This window comes from Psychromonas sp. L1A2 (genome assembly GCF_009828855.1).
GTDB lineage: Bacteria > Pseudomonadota > Gammaproteobacteria > Enterobacterales > Psychromonadaceae > Psychromonas.
Genome location: NZ_WUAG01000002.1, coordinates 705012 through 722786, shown reverse-complemented (window position 1 = coordinate 722786; position 17775 = coordinate 705012). Strand labels below are relative to the sequence as shown.

The 17775-nt window shown below is 38.3% G+C and carries 13 protein-coding genes and 1 pseudogene; 9 read left to right on the top strand and 5 right to left on the bottom strand.

The genetic code is table 11. The features are described from left to right. Positions 1 to 835: 835 nt before the first annotated feature. On the top strand, positions 836 to 2026 hold the full coding sequence (chrA, locus tag GQR59_RS13600; protein ID WP_160063572.1) for a chromate efflux transporter: 1191 nt from the start codon (positions 836 to 838) through the stop codon (positions 2024 to 2026). A gap of 1041 nt (positions 2027 to 3067) precedes the next feature. Here the strand turns inward: chrA and GQR59_RS13595 are convergent. Then, a complete protein-coding gene (locus tag GQR59_RS13595) occupies positions 3068 to 4660 on the bottom strand; it encodes an ABC-F family ATPase (protein WP_025565324.1) in 1593 nt (530 codons plus the stop codon). A 211-nt stretch (positions 4661 to 4871) separates the two neighbouring features. On the opposite strand from GQR59_RS13595, the gene GQR59_RS13590 reads away from it, so the two are divergent. The 3 genes and pseudogenes from GQR59_RS13590 to GQR59_RS13580 all read left to right on the top strand — a co-directional run. Beyond that, positions 4872 to 6158, top strand: coding sequence for a DEAD/DEAH box helicase (locus tag GQR59_RS13590; protein WP_160063570.1), 1287 nt, complete (start codon positions 4872 to 4874; stop codon positions 6156 to 6158). 1850 nt (positions 6159 to 8008) lie between these two features. Beyond that, on the top strand, positions 8009 to 8266 hold the full coding sequence (locus GQR59_RS13585) for a hypothetical protein (protein WP_160063568.1): 258 nt from the start codon (positions 8009 to 8011) through the stop codon (positions 8264 to 8266). 80 nt (positions 8267 to 8346) lie between these two features. Continuing rightward, positions 8347 to 8826 (top strand): annotated as a pseudogene (locus tag GQR59_RS13580) (DNA-3-methyladenine glycosylase I); the annotation flags it as partial. A 42-nt stretch (positions 8827 to 8868) separates the two neighbouring features. Here GQR59_RS13580 and GQR59_RS13575 read toward each other — a convergent pair. Beyond that, the gene (locus GQR59_RS13575; protein WP_160063566.1) at positions 8869 to 9783 is read right to left on the bottom strand and encodes a LysR family transcriptional regulator; all 915 of its coding nucleotides are present in this window, start codon (positions 9781 to 9783) and stop codon (positions 8869 to 8871) included. A gap of 143 nt (positions 9784 to 9926) precedes the next feature. On the opposite strand from GQR59_RS13575, the gene GQR59_RS13570 reads away from it, so the two are divergent. Both GQR59_RS13570 and GQR59_RS13565 read left to right on the top strand, forming a co-directional pair. After that, on the top strand, positions 9927 to 10655 hold the full coding sequence (locus tag GQR59_RS13570; RefSeq protein WP_160063564.1) for an SDR family oxidoreductase: 729 nt from the start codon (positions 9927 to 9929) through the stop codon (positions 10653 to 10655). A gap of 200 nt (positions 10656 to 10855) precedes the next feature. Next, complete coding sequence (locus GQR59_RS13565; RefSeq protein ID WP_160063562.1) at positions 10856 to 11347, top strand: NYN domain-containing protein; 492 nt, start codon at positions 10856 to 10858, stop codon at positions 11345 to 11347. Between the two features lie 80 nt (positions 11348 to 11427). Here GQR59_RS13565 and GQR59_RS13560 read toward each other — a convergent pair whose 3' ends face one another. The 3 genes from GQR59_RS13560 to GQR59_RS13550 form a co-directional block, all read right to left on the bottom strand. Next, complete coding sequence (locus tag GQR59_RS13560) at positions 11428 to 12468, bottom strand: TRAP transporter substrate-binding protein (RefSeq protein WP_160063560.1); 1041 nt, start codon at positions 12466 to 12468, stop codon at positions 11428 to 11430. 85 nt (positions 12469 to 12553) lie between these two features. Continuing rightward, positions 12554 to 13873, bottom strand: coding sequence for a TRAP transporter large permease (locus tag GQR59_RS13555; RefSeq protein ID WP_160063558.1), 1320 nt, complete (start codon positions 13871 to 13873; stop codon positions 12554 to 12556). Then, positions 13870 to 14379 carry a TRAP transporter small permease subunit gene (locus GQR59_RS13550; RefSeq protein WP_160063556.1) on the bottom strand — a complete coding sequence of 170 codons (510 nt, stop codon included), beginning with the start codon at positions 14377 to 14379 and terminating at the stop codon, positions 13870 to 13872. The genes GQR59_RS13555 and GQR59_RS13550 overlap by 4 nt, the downstream gene beginning before the upstream one ends. Positions 14380 to 14564: 185 nt before the next feature. Here GQR59_RS13550 and GQR59_RS13545 point away from each other — a divergent pair, with 185 nt between their 5' ends. The 3 genes from GQR59_RS13545 (at position 14565) to GQR59_RS13535 (ending at position 17422) form a co-directional block, all read left to right on the top strand. Beyond that, complete coding sequence (locus GQR59_RS13545; RefSeq protein WP_201288111.1) at positions 14565 to 15524, top strand: helix-turn-helix domain-containing protein; 960 nt, start codon at positions 14565 to 14567, stop codon at positions 15522 to 15524. 733 nt (positions 15525 to 16257) lie between these two features. After that, complete coding sequence (locus GQR59_RS13540; RefSeq protein ID WP_160063554.1) at positions 16258 to 16827, top strand: DNA-3-methyladenine glycosylase I; 570 nt, start codon at positions 16258 to 16260, stop codon at positions 16825 to 16827. A gap of 118 nt (positions 16828 to 16945) precedes the next feature. Continuing rightward, the gene (locus tag GQR59_RS13535; protein ID WP_160063552.1) at positions 16946 to 17422 is read left to right on the top strand and encodes an NYN domain-containing protein; all 477 of its coding nucleotides are present in this window, start codon (positions 16946 to 16948) and stop codon (positions 17420 to 17422) included. Positions 17423 to 17775: the final 353 nt, after the last annotated feature.

Below are 17775 nucleotides of genomic sequence, written 5' to 3'. Positions count from 1 at the left end.
CCATGCGCCCTCAAACCAAATAAAATCAAACCAAAAACAAACCAAAACAAAAAACAAAAAAATAATTAAACATTAATAATACTCGATCTTTTGACCTTGGGGCGCTGGCTTCAGCCTGCAGGATTTTGTGTGTTCTTTTTTAGTTTTAGCTAGAGAGCCAATAATAAGAAGGTTTTTGACCTTAACACCAAAACCCCTGCAAGCTGAAAACAAGACTCACAGAGCTCCTCCACTCATAATACTAGGCTTCGCCTAATTCGCCATGCGCCCCAAACCAAATAAAATCAAACCAAAACAAAAAACAAAAAACAAAAAAATAATTAAACATTAATAATACTCGATCTTTTGACCTCGGGCCGCTGGCTTTAGCCTGCAGAATTTGTGTGTCTTTCTTTTATTTTGAACTAGAGAGTCAATAATAAGAAGGTTACTGACCTTGGGGCGCTGGCTTCAGCCTGCAGAGTTTTATGTGCTGCTCTTCATTTTGGATTTACGAGTCAATAACATAAAAATTAACCTCGACACAAAAAAGATCTGCAAGCTAAAAACAGGACTCGCAGAGCTCCTCCGCTCATAACACTAGGCTTCGCCTAATTCGCCATGCGCCCCAAACCAAATAAAATATAAACCTTCTCGCTTTTTGTATCCTACGGACATTTGACACTTTGGGTTGTCATCGTACTGTCATAATTCTTCTGTAATTTTATCTATTTTATTCCGCTATTAATGTAGCTTTATATTTTGAGTCGTTTCTATTAATTAATGTGACTGGTATTAATATAGTTGAAGAAACGTTGTTGCTTAATCATTATTTTTGTTTAGGTTGAAATGTTCTATGTGGGAAATCTTCAAAACCTTCTTTATATTAGGCTGCATTAGTTTTGGCGGTCCAGCTGCACATATTGGTTACTTTAGAGAAACCTTTGTACAGCGTTTAGCGTGGTTAAGTGAACGACAATATGCTGAATACGTTGCATTAAGTCAATTTTTACCAGGACCGGGATCTAGTCAAGTAGGTTTTGCTATTGGTTATCATAGATTAGGGTTAAAAGGGGCTTTTAGCGCATTCTTAGGCTTTACCATACCGTCTATCGCTATCATGTTATTACTGGTGGTGAGTGCTGGTGAATTGGCGGGTAATGATATTTTTCAATCGGTAATACATGGACTTAAACTATTAGCTGTCGTGGTCGTTTTTGATGCTATTTTGGTAATGTATAAAAGTTTCTGCAAAGATACTCCTCGTATTCTTTTATGTTTAATAACAGCCTGTACATTACTTATTTCCCCAGGTGTTATCGAACAAATTTTAGTGCTGATTTTTGCTGCTATTATTGGTGTGTTTTTCTTAAAAGAAAATAAAGACGATACGACGAAAAAGAAAAAGCATTGTCTAATTTGTAATGTTTGTACGTTGATTAACTACCAGCCATTAATCTTATTTTTGTTGTTATTGTTTGTATTGCCTTTGTTGATGTTTTTCTATCCCGCAATGCCAGCTAGTATTTCTGTATTTTCTGATTTTTTTCAAGCAGGTAGTTTAGTGTTTGGAGGAGGGCATGTTGTATTACCGCTTTTACAGAATATTGTGGAAGGACAAGTTACCCCCGATCAGTTTTTAACGGGTTATGCGATTGCTCAAGCCGTGCCCGGTCCTATGTTTACTTTAGCAACTTATATTGGTTATTTTATTTTACCTAGCGAACCTATTGTAGGTGCATTGATCGCTACCGTTGCAGTATTTTTACCAGGTTTTTTGTTGTTATTAAGCTGCTTAAAGAATTGGCAAAGGCTTTCAAAAATACCAAGTTTGGCCGCTGCGATGAACGGTGTTAATGCTGCTGTGGTCGGGTTATTAATAAGTGCTCTTTACCAACCGGTGTTTGTTAGTGCTGTTTTTAATAGTATTGATATGGCGATAGTTTTAATCGGTGTTTACCTATTAAAACGTCAAAAATTACCGATTATGTGGCTTGTGATTTTATTTGCAGTTATTGGTGTTTTATTAAAGTTGATATGGGTATAGATCGCAAGTTAGTTTGAAATACTAAACCTCTTAATCTATATCATCGAACGATGAGGTTTTTGACCTTTGACCTTTGACCTTTGACTTTTGGACCTTGTGACGCTGGCTTCAGCCTGCAGGGTTTTGTGTGTTGTTTTTATTTTTAGCTAGAGAGTCAATAATTAGAAGGTTACTGACACAGGGGCGCTGGCTTTAGCCTGCAGGGTTTTGTGTGTTATTTTTATTCTAGATTAGATCATTAATAGCATATAAAATTTAACCTTAACACCAAAACACCAAAACCCCTGCAAGCTAAAAACAGGACTCGCAGAGCTCCTCCGCTCATAACACTAGGCTTCGCCCAATTCGCCATGCGCCCCCAAATCAAAATCAAAACAATTAAACATTAATAATGCTCGATCTTTTGACCTTGGGGCGCTGGCTTTAGCCTGCAGAATTTGTGTGTTGCTTTTATTTTAGATTAAAAACCAATAGCAAAAGGTTGATGAACCTTGGGGCGCTGGCTTCAGCCTGTAGGATTTTTGTGTAGTTCTTTGCTTTGGATTAGAAAATTAATAACATAACATAAAATTTAACCTTAACACCAAAACCCCTGCAAGCTGAAAACAGGACTCGCAGAGCTCCTCCGCTCATAACACTAGGCTTCGCCTAATTCGCCATGCGCCCAAAACCAAAACCAAAACCAAAACCAAAACAATTAAACATTCATAATGCTCGATCTTTTGACCTTGGGGCGCTGGCTTTAGCCTGCGGGATTTTGTGTATTGCTTTTATTTTTAGCTAGAAAGTCAATAATTAGAAGGTTACTGACCTTGGGGCGCTGGCTTTAGCCTGCAGGGTTTTGTGTGTTGGTTTTTATTCTAGATTAGATCATCAATAGCAAAAGGCGATGACATGTTGGGATGTTAGCTTTAGACCGAAGGGTTTTGTGTATTATTCTTTTGAAGGTAAGTGTTAAAAATAAAACATCGCTCTAATTTTTTAATTCATAGAGCGATGTTTTGGTCGGTTATTGAACCATTCGTTTATTCAGCGATTAGCTTATTCAGCAACGCCTTGAGATTTTAGGTACTCTTCATAAGTACCGTGGAAATCAACTACTTTATCTTTTTTGATTTCGATGATGCGTGTTGCTAGTGAAGATACAAATTCACGGTCATGACTGACGAATAATAACGTGCCTTCGTAGTTTTCTAAGGCTAAGTTTAATGACTCAATCGATTCCATATCCAAGTGATTAGTTGGTTCATCCATTAATAAAATGTTTGGTTTATTCATCATCAACTTACCAAATAACATACGTCCTTGCTCACCACCAGAGATGATTTTTACAGACTTAGTAATGTCATTTGCACCAAATAATAAACGCCCTAACGTACCACGAACGGCTTGTTCGTCATCACCTTCGTGCATCCATTGGCCCATCCAATCCATTAGGTTTTGATCTTTTTCAAAATCAGATGAATGATCCTGTGCGTAATACCCTAAATGTGCATTTTCAGACCATTTGTATTGACCAGAAGATAATTCAATTTCACCCATTAATGTACGTAATAATGTTGTTTTACCTACGCCATTTTGACCGATGATAGCGACACGTTCGCCCACTTCAACCATCAGGTTTAAGTCTTTGAATAATGTATTTTCAAAGCTTTTTGTCATATCAATTGTTTCTAGCGCGTTACGGAACAGTTTCTTCTCTTGCTTGAATACAATGTAAGGATTAACACGGCTAGATGCTTTAACTTCTGCTAGTTCAATCTTATCCATTTGTTTCGCACGTGATGTTGCTTGCTTAGCTTTTGATGCGTTTGCAGAGAAACGGCTTACAAAGTCTTGTAACTCAGATAGTTGTGCTTTTTTCTTCGCATTTTCAGATAATAAACGTTCACGAGTTTGTGTTGCCGCCGTCATGTATTCGTCGTAGTTACCAGGGAAAAGACGCAGTTCGCCATAATCGATATCTGCCATGTGCGAACAGACTGAATTTAAGAAATGACGGTCATGCGAAATGATGACCATAGTACATTGGCGTGCTTTTAATTCAGTTTCTAACCAACGAATAGTATCGATGTCCAAGTTATTGGTTGGCTCATCGAGTAACATGATATCTGGATTAGAGAAAAGTACTTGTGCTAGCAATACACGTAGTTTCCAACCTGGTGCAATGTCTGACATTGGGCCGTAATGTTGATCAAGTGGAATACCAACGCTCAGTAATATTTCCCCTGCACGTGAATCGGCAGTGTAACCATCCATTTCAGCGAATTGATTTTCCAAATCGCCAACGTGCATTCCTTCAGCTTCAGTCATTTCAGGTAATGAGTAAATACGATTACGCTCGTTCATGACTTCCCACATCTCTTTGTGGCCCATCAATACTGTATCGAGTACTGTGTGTTCTTCAAAAGCAAACTGGTCTTGGTGTAGTTTAGCAATACGTTCGTTAGGATCTCTGGTCACATTACCTGCACTAGGCTCCAGATCACCCGTTAAGATTTTCATGAAAGTTGACTTACCACAACCATTTGCACCGATTAAACCGTAACGGTTCCCAGTACCAAATTTAACAGAGATGTTTTCAAAAAGTGGTTTCGCACCAAATTGCATGGTGATGTTATTTGTACTTAACACGGCTTATTCCTAAATTGTTTGAGTATTGCTTTTTTAAAGATGGGTATTATACAGATACCGTGAGGTTAATCACCTTTGAATTGTATGAAATTCATGCATCATTTTTATCAAGCAAAGTTGTGTCGCAATAAAACTAACACATAGCTTGATCGCGAAGCTTAAGGTAAGCTACGCGTCTAATGGCAAGTGCCGTACTTTAATGAGATTTTATATGAGTTTTGATTCCCTAGGTTTACCCGCATCGTTAGTAGAAGCAGTGAAAAATGCTGGCTACGAAACGCCTTCCCCAATCCAAGAGCAAGCTATTCCTGCTGTATTAGCAGGTAAAGATGTCATGGCTGCTGCACAAACTGGCACCGGGAAAACTGCTGGGTTTACATTGCCATTATTAGCAATGCTAGAAAAAGGTGAACGCGCTAAGCCGAATCAAGTTCGTGCACTGATACTAACGCCAACACGTGAGCTAGCGGCTCAAGTTCAAGCAAGCGTACAAAAATATGGCCAAAACATGTCATTACGCAGCATGGTTGTATACGGCGGAGTGAAAATTAACCCGCAAATGCAAATGTTACGTGGCGGAATAGATATTTTGGTGGCAACGCCGGGTCGTTTATTAGACTTATATCAGCAAAATGCAGTGCGTTTTCAACAGTTAGAAGTGTTAATTTTAGATGAAGCTGACCGTATGTTAGATATGGGCTTCATTCACGATATTAAAAAGATCCTTAAAGCCTTACCGCCTAAACGCCAAAACTTATTATTCTCTGCTACTTTCTCTGATGAAATTCGTTCATTAGCAAAAGGCTTAGTTAATAATCCTGTTGAGATTTCAGTAAGCCCGCGTAATACAACGGTTGAGAAAATCGAGCAGGCGCTATATGAAGTCGATAAGACTAAAAAGACCGCTTTATTGAGCCAGTTAATTCTTGATAATAAATGGCGTCAAGTTTTAGTGTTTGTAAAAACTAAACACGGTGCAAATCGTCTGGTTAAAAACTTAGATGCACGTGGTATTCGTAGTGCAGCTATCCATGGTAATAAAAGCCAAGGTGCACGTACTAAAGCATTAGCGCAGTTTAAAGACAGCCAAATCCAAGTATTAGTGGCAACTGATATTGCTGCACGTGGTATTGATATCGACCAACTGCCTAACGTAGTTAACTTTGACTTGCCTAATGTAAGTGAAGACTACGTTCATCGTATCGGCCGTACTGGTCGTGCTGGTAATGAAGGTTTAGCGGTATCATTAGTTTGCCAAGAAGAATTCAAATTATTAAAAGATATTGAACGTCTTATTAAAAAGGTTATTCCACGCAAAATATTTGCAGGTTTCGAACCTGGTGAACCATTACAACCTTCTGTATTAGGTACACACGAGAAACAAGTTAAAAAACCAAAATCACCAAAAGTACCTCATAAAGACGGTGTTCGTTCTGGCGCAAGAACCGGAAGTGCTAAGAAACAAAACGGCCCAAGAAATAATTTTGTAGGCGGTTAGAAGGTTGGATTTTTAGTTACGCAAAAATTTAGCGTAATTTAAGCCCTTATTATTTTTTCAGTAGATGGTTGCTGGACTGATAATAGGGGCTTTTTTGTATCTGTTGTTTGAGTTTTTTAGCTTGGCTCATTTCCATTGTCTCTGTGGGAATGTATATTTTATTGTCTTGATTGAGCTTTAGCTCGTCTGCGCTCGTCGGATCATTTTGATTGTTAGTTGCAGTGTTTTCGCCCTGTCGGCGAGTTCATTTTCTTTATACGAACAAAGAAAACAGAACCAAAAGAAAATCGCCCCAATTCGTTTTTTGATCTGAATTAATAACAGCCTTCTAAACGCACCGCTCATACTCGACATCCATGTCTCGAAATGAGCTAGCAACGGCTTCCTGCCTTAGCTTGCTGAAGTCTGTAATTGATTCAGAAAAACTCTACGGGGAAGTTATCGCAGCCACATTGAGTATCGTTTTTTATTAACTTATTGATATTGTTGATTTCAATGAGTGGCTGTCCAATACATTTAACATTCGCTCAGGTGCAAGAACGGGAAGTGTTAAGAAACAAAACGGCCCAAGAAATAATTTTGTAGGCGGTTAGGCTACAGGTTGTTTTGGTTACGCAAAATGGTACGTATAAAGTGATGCGTAGCTAAGACATTAAAAGCTTAATAGAAGCCCTTATTATTTTTTCAGTAGATGGTTGCTGGACTGATAATAGGGGCTTTTTTGTATCTGTTGTTTGAGTTTTTTAGCTTGGCTCATTTCCATTGTCTCTGTGGGAATGTATATTTTATTGTCTTGATTGAGCTTTAGCTCGTCTGCACTCGTCGGATCATTTTGATTGTTAGTTGCAGTATTTTCGCCCTGTCGGCGAGTTCATTTTCTTTATACGAACAAAGAAAACAGAACCAAAAGAAAATCGCCCCAATTCGTTTTTTGATCTGAATAAATAACAGCCTTCTAAACGCACCGCTCATACTCGACATCCATGTCTCGAAATGAGCTAGCAACGGCTTCCTGCCTTAGCTTGCTGAAGTCTGTAATTGATTCAGAAAAACTCTACGGGGAAGTTATCGCAGCCACATTGAGTATCGTTTTTTATTAACTTATTGATATTGTTGATTTCAATGAGTGGCTGTCCAATACATTTAACAACCTTCTGTATTAGGTACACACGAGAAACAAGTTAAAAAACCAAAATCACCAAAAGTACCCCATAAAGATGGTGTTCGCTCAGGTGCAAGAACGGGAAGTGCTAAGAAACAAAACGGGCCAAGAAATAATTTTGTAGGCAGTTAGAAGGTTGGATTTTTAGTTACGCAAAAATTTAGCGTAATTTAAGCCCTTATTATTTTTCAGTAGATGATTACTGGAGTGATAATAAGGGTTTTTTTTGTATTTGCTGTTTGAGTTTCGGCTCGTTCCCATTGCCCTTGTAGGAATACATATTATTTGGTTCGGTTGAATTTTTGATTCATTATTCTAGCGAGTTTTTGAGTGTTAGCTCGTCTGCGCTCGTCGGGTCATTTTGATTATAGTATGCAGTATTTTCGCCCTGTCGGCGACTCTACTTTTTCTTGTCAGAAGAAACTTTTTACCCACAACAGGCAAAAAGACTGACACCGAATCACTTTCTGATCCAACCAATGTAGAACTTTCTTTAAAAAGTATGGGATATCCAATAGTTGAAGTTAGCTCTATCAATTAGTTACGATAAAGCTTAGGTCAATGTGGCTACATCAATTCCCACCGTTGAGTTTTCCCAAGCAATGGATTCATTTTAGTAAAACCAAACAGGATGTTTGGGTTAGTTGAGGCTAGTGCATGGATGCACGTCCGAAACGATACGTTTAAAATGAAGGAATTGATTGGGATTAAAAAGCGATTCGGTGTGCCTTTTTCTTTGGTTACTTTCATTTGGGCAAGCAAAAGAAAGTCACTCGCCGATAGGGCGAAACCCAAAGCTAATAAACATCAAAATGAGTCGACGAGCGAAGACGAGCTAAAACTCCCAAATAAAAAAAACAAACAAACTGCGACTAGCCAAACCTCAACCTTTTCATTACTGTATAAAAACAAATCCAACACATTCAAAGGCCATCATTGCAAATGAACCAAACAACAAAATGCCAGTGGGCTTTAAAAACCAAATTGGAAGAAGCCTACCACGATGCCGAATGAGGCGTTCCTGTTCATGATGATGCAAAACTCTTTGAAGCATTGTCTTTAGAACTGTGTCAGTCAGGGTTAAGCTGGCACACTATATTGAATAAACGTGAAGGTTATCGCGCTGCATTTAATCAGTTTGATTTAAAAACAGTGGCGGCATTTGATGAGGCTAAAATTGAAGAATTAGTTTTAGATGCAGGCATTGTTCGACACCGAGCAAAAATCTCAGCGATTATTAATAACGCTCAATGTATTTTGAATGTGCAAAAGGAATTCGGCAGTTTTTCTGATTACATCTGGCAGTTTACTGATAACAAAACTCTCGTCGGTCATTGGCAATCAAGAGAAGAAGTACCTGCGTCAACGGAATTATCAACGCGGATCAGTAAAGAGTTGAAGAAAAAAGGGTTTAAGTTTTTAGGTCCAACCACTGTCTATGCATTTATGCAATCTGTCGGGTTGTTAAACGACCATACAACGGATTGCTTTCACTTTAATGCCTAAGAGAGTGTGAAAGGCTCGATAAAACGTTAAAGAATCCAAGCGTTAAGATAAAGTCTTTTGTAAATGCTCAAACAAGGCTTCCCAAATGGTGGTGGAAGCGCGACTTCTGTAGTTTCTCCCTAGGCAAACAAGGTTGATTGGTAATGTATCTGGATGTTGCCAATCCGTTAAAATAGGCACTAATGACCCATTCTGTATATTGTCTTTGATTAATATCGCATCAATCATTATTACACCTAACCCAAGTCGAGCCATTTCAACTAACGCGTGTCCGTTATCCGTTGCAATATTGTTTTGCGCTCGGACTTTGATGATATCGCCATTGTCTTGTTTGAATGACCAATGATCTAGTGTAATGCTTTGATTCTTAAAAATAATGCATTGATGTTCGGTTAAATCATCAGGAGTGACAGGTGTGCCATGTTTTTTTAAATAGTCAGTGCTGGCGAACCAACCTAAACGTTTATCGCAGATTTTTCTCGCCATTAAAGAGGAATCAGGTAAGTGACCAATGCGAATAGCAATATCAATTTCTTGCGCTAATAAATCAACAGGATCATCATTAAAATAAAGCTCTAGTGAAATGGCTGGATATTCCTCACGTAATAAATGCATCAAAGGCAGGAGATATTTTTCTCCAATGAGCACGGTACAACTTATTTTAACCGTCCCTGATAGTGTAGATTCATGTTTTTCAATCACTCGCTGAGAGGACTCTACAACTTTACTTAATGATGCTGAGGCGGCTAATAAATCTCGCCCTGCATCGGTTAAACTTAGTTTGCGTGTACTTCTTTGAATAAGGCGTTGACCCACTTGTTCTTCAAGTTGTTGTATTTTTTTGCTGACTGAAGATCGAGGTAAATTGTATTTGGTTGCTACTGCTTGAAAGCTACCTAAACGCGCTACGTTATAAAATAAATACAAATGAGAAAGGTGATTGTGTAGTTTGTTCATCGCGTTTTCTTATTATTGATTGTTTCTAAAATGGAAACTTATAGTTAACCAATTGGTAGCTAATAAGGAACTATAAAAGAGGTTAAGCTTTGTGGCTATATAAAAGTACATAAAAGTAATCATAAAATAGTGGGAACAATAATATGCAAATTAAAACGATTTTAATTACAGGTGCGACCTCAGGTATTGGCTTAGCGTTGGCAAAACATAATGTCACATTAGGAAATAACGTGATTATTACGGGTAGAAACCAACAAAAGTTAGATGCAGTTGTTGCTGACCTTGGTGTTAAAGCGTATTTGGCTGACAGTGCCGATCTCGCTCAATTAGCAGCACTTGGGAAATCATTAAAAGATGACGGTATTACGTTGGATGGCGTTGTCTTAAACGCGGGTATTTTTCACCCAAGTCCATTTATGAATGCTACACCAGAGCATTTTGATGAAATGATCGCTGTTAATACTAAAGGGCCGTTCTTTACCTTGCAAGCATTACAACCTTGTTTAGCAAACCCTTCAAGCGTGGTGTTTGTTTCTTCTATTGTGGTACAAAAAGGTTTCCCTGGTGCTGCAGTTTATTCTGCAAGTAAAGCGGCATTTGAAGCCGTTATTCACGTATTAAACGTAGAGTTGGCTGATTTGGGTATTCGTGTTAATTCAGTTCGTCCGGGTATTACAGCAACAGAAATTCATTCAAAAGCAGGCATGAGTACAGAGCAGCAAACTGCCGTGTTTGAAAGTTTGAAAGCAACACCATTAGGGCGAGAGTTAAGAGCTGAAGATCATGTTGGTTCAATTCAATATCTGCTTGAAGATGCTTCAAAACCATTACGTAATGTGACGATTGAAGTTGATGGTGGGTATCTACTGTAATGGTAAGTATCTTGCCTTTATTGGCGAACAATAAATCTATTTTGTAAATCAAATAGTCAGTTTCTTTGATAAAGGAAATCCACTTAAAAATCAGGTATTTCATTCTGAATAATATGCGATGACAGGCACCTTAAAACATTGTATTAATCATATGAATTAATGTGATTGATATAATGTATTTTTAACTGCCAAGGCTACACATGAATAAAAAAATTGCAGTTTTTGCTGACGTTCAAAATATCTATTACACCACGCGTCAGGCTTATGGGAAACAGTTTAACTACCGTAAGTTATGGCAAAAAATAGCAGCTCAAGGTGATATTGTTTGTGCTTGTGCTTGTGCTTATGCTTACGCGATTGATCGTGGCGATAATCAACAACAGAAGTTTCAAGAAGTCTTAAAATACGTGGGATTTGATGTAAAACTAAAACCGTTTATTCAACGTAGTGATGGCACAGCAAAGGGCGATTGGGATGTGGGTATTACTATTGATGTGATGGAAGTTGCACCTTCAGTCGATACGATCATTTTACTAACGGGAGACGGTGATTTTGCGATTTTGTTGGATAAAGTAAAAGACGTTTATCAAGTTACTACAGAAGCTTACGGAGTACCTAAACTAACGGCTAAAGCCTTGATTGATAGTTGTACTGTGTTTAATCCTATCGATGGTGATTTATTATTGGGTTGAGTTTTCTTAAATGATCCAATCCAATTGTTATTATTAAAAAGAACAGCAGCAAGTTTTGCTGCTGTTCTTTAAACTGATATTTAGCTGTAACGGTAAGGTCGACCTGCTTTTTCCATATCCGCATTGTATTGCTTAAAGATCTCAACAATTTTTGCTTTTGTTGGAGATTCTTTTGCAATTTCATCCCAGAAAACACGAGCATCCGCTTCAACTTGTGCCCATTCTTCATCTGGAATCGTGGTTAATTTCATATCTGGACCGTTAACGCGTAATTGCGCTTCACCACCCCAGTACCACCATTGACGGTAGTAATGCGACGTTTCCATACATAATGCTAATAATTCTTTCAAATGTTCTGGAAGTTCGTTGTAGCGATCCATATTGGCAAAGAAGTGACCAATCCAAGCTCCAGAAATGTTATTGGTTAGGAAGTAATCTGTTACTTTAGACCAACCTACAGTGTAATCTTCGGTAATACCTGACCATGCAATACCATCTAGCTCACCAGTTTGAAGAGCTACTTCCACGTCTTCCCATGGAATAGAAACCGGCACGACACCATATTTAGCCATAAAACGACCTGCAGTAGGGAAGGTAAATACTCTTAATCCTTTCAAGTCTGCCAAGCTGTTAATTGGTTTTTTGGTTGCAAAATGACATGGATCCCATGCACCAGCAGAAATATGTTTGATGCCAAATTTTGCGTATTCTTCTTTCCAGATTTTATCTAAACCGTATTGGTTGAATAAAACAGGTACATCCAATGAATAACGGCTACCAAAAGGAAAGTAACCACCAAATGTTGTCACTTCTGTTGGAGAGGCCATAGAGTCATCATCAGACTGAACGGCATCAATGATCCCTTTTTGTAGCGCACGGAATAATTCGCCAGTTGGTACTAATTGATCTGCAAAATAAAGTTCAATTTGCATCTCTTCACCGGCAATACGGTTAAATGCTTCGATAGCAGGTTTAACAACATGCTCAGCAAGTGCTGGGCCTGCATAAGTTTGCATACGCCATTTTATCTTAGGGGAAGCTGCAAATGTTTTTGCTGGTGCCAACACGGTACCAGCTGTTAGTGCAGCTGCACCTGTTAAAAATTTACGTCTTGAGGTCATAAAATTTCTCCTGTTGATTCATAAATGACGAACTTTAGCCCGCCCAAAGTAAATATTGACTTAACTAAAAGTACTAATGGTGCTGTTATCCGTAAACATAATTTGGTAACCACAAAGCGAGCTGTGGGAAAGCCATGATAAGAATAAGTGCGAAAATCATAATGCCGACAAAAGGACCGATTGAGCTATAAATGTCACGTAGTGAAATCTCTGGTGGAGCCATTGCTCGCATTAAAAACAAGTTATAACCGAATGGTGGTGTCATGTACGCAATCTGACAGGTGATGGTATAGAGTATGCCGTACCAAATTAAGTCAAAGCCAAGGGCATGTACCAGTGGTACAAACAGCGGCGCAACAATAACCAGCATCGCTGTATCATCAAGGAAGGTTCCCATGATCAGAAAAGATAGCTGCATTAAAATAAGGATGGTCCATGGACTTAAACCTAACTGCTCAGTAAACAGATCTGCGATTGCTTTGACCGCTCCAAGGCCGTCGAAGATAGCACCAAAACCTAGCGCGGCGAGTATGATCCACATGAACATACAAGAGATACCCAATGTATTACGTATAGAATTTTCAAATACGACTTTGGTCATACGTTTTTTAAAAACGGCGGCCATAAAGGCTGCAATAGCACCAATTGCAGAGCTTTCTACTAAACTGGTCCAGCCGTTTACAAAAGGGACCATCATGACTGCAAAAATGCCAATAGGGAGCAATCCAGCTCTAAGTAAACCTAATTTTTCTGCTCTAGGGATATCGCGTTCTTCTTTGCTCAGTACAGGGCCCCAAGAAGGATTAATACGACAGCAAATGACAATGTAGAGTATAAATAGTGCAGCCATAATTAGGCCGGGAATAATTCCAGCTAGCCACAGCTGACCGACGGGTTGGCGTGCAATCATTGCGTATAAAACGAGTACAACAGAAGGAGGTACTAAAATGCCAAGAGAGGAACCCGCTTGGATAACACCCGTCACCATCTTTTTGTTATAACCACGTTTTAGTAATTCTGGTAATGCAATCGTCGCGCCGATAGCCATACCTGCTACAGAAAGCCCATTCATTGCTGAAACCAATACCATAAGACCTATCGTACCGATAGCAAGCCCACCTGGCATAGGTCCCATCCATATATGGAACATTTTATACAGGTCATCGGCTATTTTAGATTCAGAGAGAACATAACCCATAAAGATAAACATCGGTAAAGTAAGCATCGGATACCAATTCATTACTTTCATTGCAGCGGTAAAAGGAATTTCTGCACCACCTGTTCCCCACAACATAATTGCGGCAATTGATGCTACCGCGCCTATTGCTGCAAATACACGTTGGCCAGTTGCCATTAATAATGCCATTGAGGCAAACATCGCGATTGCGATCAGTTCATAACTCATTTAATTTCTACTCCGCGAATAATGGCTATATCTTTAAAAAATTCTGAAATGGACTGTAAGATCATCATGCCAAACCCTGTACACATAACGGCTTTAATTGGCCATATAAGTGGGCGCCAAGCTGTATTGGTGCGCTGTCCATATTTAAGTGAATAAAGCATGCTTTCCAAACCACCATAAAGCAGTACACACAGGAAAAAAATCAGAAAGAAGGCAGTAAATAAATCCATCCAAGCACGTTTTTTTATCGACCACTCTCCATAAAAAAGATCCATGCGAACATTCGCCTTTAGTTGGATCGCGTAAGCACCACCGAGGATGTAATAACCCGCCATAACAAACTGCGCAGACTCCAATGTCCAAAGAGATGGAAAGAAAAAAGTCTTAGAAATAGAAGACCATAAAAGTATGCCAACCATTACAAAGATGCCGTACATCGCAATGCGGCCAATAACATAATTAAATTTATCAACATATTTAATATAAAAAAGAATAAAACCAGGCATCTGGTGTCCTTATGCGAATTGGTTCAGTTTTTGCTGAATTAAAATCAGCAGCTATTTAATAAGCAGTAGCTATTTTCGTACCTAACCAGTATCAAAAATCGGCAAAGATGAAAATAGTATATTTAACAATAAGATAAGAAGCATAAGCACTATATTGGTTCATGTGATGAAACAAGGAGATGAAAATGGATGGATTAGCATTAAAAAGTAACGCACTAATGCTGAGCACAATTCACTCTAATGATGCAAATCATCAGGCTGCTAACCTAAAAAATTGGGATCAGGAGTTTGATCAAATTAGTCAGGGGCATTTTCTTGGGGTTATTAATGAACTGCACTTTCCTCATATTCATATATTTCGTGAAGATACCAGCCATAGCTTACGACAACAATGCAGGATAGAAAACGGCGGACTTTGGTTGGGATTTAGTAGTAATAATAAAAGTTGTCGCATTAATAATGAGCAAACCAGTTCGAATCAATTTTTGTGTCGACCAGGTGCTAAAGATTTTGAATTATTAACACCCGATGATTTCTCTATTTATGGTTTGGTGCTGAAGCGTAGTTTTTTTAGTGATCTTACAGATCAAACAAAGGAAGAACTTTATGACGACGGTAGCGATGGCCTTTGGTTGGATAAAGTATCGCCATATGAGTTACACAAATTCAGACAATATCTTTCTTTATTGTTACAGCCAAAAGGTAATAACTGGAGCACTAAGACCCATGAGTCTATTATTCAAGATGCGGTTCTGGAATTACTCAGTAAAGCACAACAAACACCTTTAGCCCACGTTACATCGCTTCAACGCCAACGTATCATGGTGAGAATTCAAGAATATCTGACAGAATCACGGCTTAAATCTCCTATCACTATGAATGAAATATGCTCTGCGGTACATGTTAGTCGTCGTACACTTCAATATACTTTTGCTCAATGTTATGGAATCTCTCCCAAGCAATATATCCAAATAACCCGACTTAACCAGACAAGACGCATATTACAAAGTAACGAAGAGTTTCAAACGATTTCTGAGGTTGCATTTAACTATGGATTTTTTCATCTAGGTCTGTTCTGCCAGAATTATAAACGCCTGTTTGGTGAGACTCCACGACAGACTCTACTTAACCTGAATTCTGGTTAATGAGCGCTTTATTGAAAATGATTGTATAAAAGATATTTAAACAGCCAGTGCTGACAGCCAGTGCTGAAATTTTTGTGATTATCGAGGCGAGTTAGGGAATTCAATTAGTTACGATAAAGTTTAGGTCAATGTGGCTACATTCATTCCCACCGTTGAGCTTTCCTAAACGATGGATTCATTTTAGTAACAACAAACAGGATGTTTGGGTTAGTTGAGGCTAGTACATGGAGCGATTTATACGATAGCATAGTTATAGAGCGGGCTAAGCTCTGCGTACCCTTTGCACTCTAAACGGTACGTTTAAAATGAAGGATTTAAAAGCGAGTCGTGCTAGCTTTCTTTGCCTGTTGTGGATGAAAAGTCTCTACTGGTCTAGAGAAAGTAAAGTCGCCGACAGGGCGAAACCACTGCAATTATACCAATGGAATTAAATAAGTGTTCAGAGATTGCGCAGGAAAAATTAACACTAATAAGGCGTGAGTTGTAGGAGATAGTTGTTCTCACTTCAAAACTGACAACGCAGTTAGGGGGGATTTTAACCAGCAAGAATGATCACCTTATTAATTCTTTTGGTATTAATAATCAAAATGATCCGACGAGCGCAGACGAGTTTAAAACTAATAATAACCTTTCAAGTAAAAAACAAACCAACTCAAAACTAACCAAATCTTTACCTTTTCATTACTGTATAAAAACAAATCCAACCCAACACATTCAAAGGCCATCATTGCAAATGAACCAAACAAAAAAATGCCAGTGGGCTTTAAAAACCAAATTGGAAGAAAATTACCATGATACCGAATGGGGCGTTCCTATTTATGATGATATAAAACTATTTGAAGCACTTTCTTTAGAACTATGTCAGTCGGGATTAAGTTGGCATACCATATTAAATAAACGTGAAGGTTATCGAGCTGCTTTTAATCAGTTTGATCTCAACACCGTGTCGGCATTTGATGATGCCAAGGTTGAAGCACTACTTTTGGATACTGGAATTGTTCGACACCGAGCCAAAATATCGGCGATTATTAATAATGCGCAATGTATCTTAAATGTACAGCAAGAGCACGGCAGTTTTTCTGACTATATCTGGCAATTTACTGACAACAAAACCCTCGTTGGTCATTGGAAATCAAGTGAAGAAGTACCTGCATCAACGGATTTATCTACCTTGATCAGTAAAGAGTTGAAGAAAAAAGGCTTTAAATTTTTAGGGCCAACAACCACTTACGCCTTTATGCAATCTGTTGGTTTAATTAATGACCATACAACGGACTGTTTTCGTTTTAAGATTTGTGAATAAATTTAAAATAGACGTTTTGTTAACAAGATGAAAAGTCAGTGTAGGAAAATGATACTCTATTTATACTTACCAGAGTTTAAACATTATTTCCCAACGTGGTACAAGGTGACTATTCCCCATGAAAAAAATTGCTATTTTTGCTGATATTCAAAACATCTATTACACCACTCGCCAAGCCTATGGAAAACAGTTTAATTATCGTAAGTTGTGGCAACAAATATCAGCTCAGGGTGAGATCGTTTGTGCCTATGCTTATGCGATTGATCGCGGTGATAACCAACAACAGAAATTCCAAGAAGTTTTAAAATACGTGGGATTTGATGTAAAACTTAAACCTTTTATTCAACGTAGCGATGGCACAGCAAAGGGCGATTGGGATGTTGGAATTACCATTGATGTGATGGAAGTTGCACCTTCTGTTGATACTATTATTTTACTAACAGGAGACGGTGATTTTGCTATTTTGTTGGATAAAGTGAAAGACGTTTATCAAGTGACGACAGAAGCTTATGGTGTACCTAAATTAACAGCAAAAGCATTAATAGATGCTTGTAGTGTATTTCACCCTATTGAAAGTGAGCTGTTATTGAATTGATATGTAGGCTGATACTATTACCTTTTTATGGACGACTAAGTTTTAATCTTTTATAAGCGACTAAATTAGTCTTGAACGATCATTAATATCGCTAGTCATAAATAGTGAGCGCTTTAATTATTATGGCACTTTATGTTCAAACTATTGTTTTATTATACCAATGGAATTAAATAAGTGATCAGAGATTGCGCAGGAAAAATTAACACTAATAAGGCGTGAGCTGTAGGAGATAGTTGTTCTCACTTCAAAACTCACAACGCAGTTAGGGGGAATTTTAACCAGCAAGAATGATCACCTTATTAATTCTTTTGGTATCAGTATTAGCTTAGTGGTTTATTAGTTAATAAAGTAAA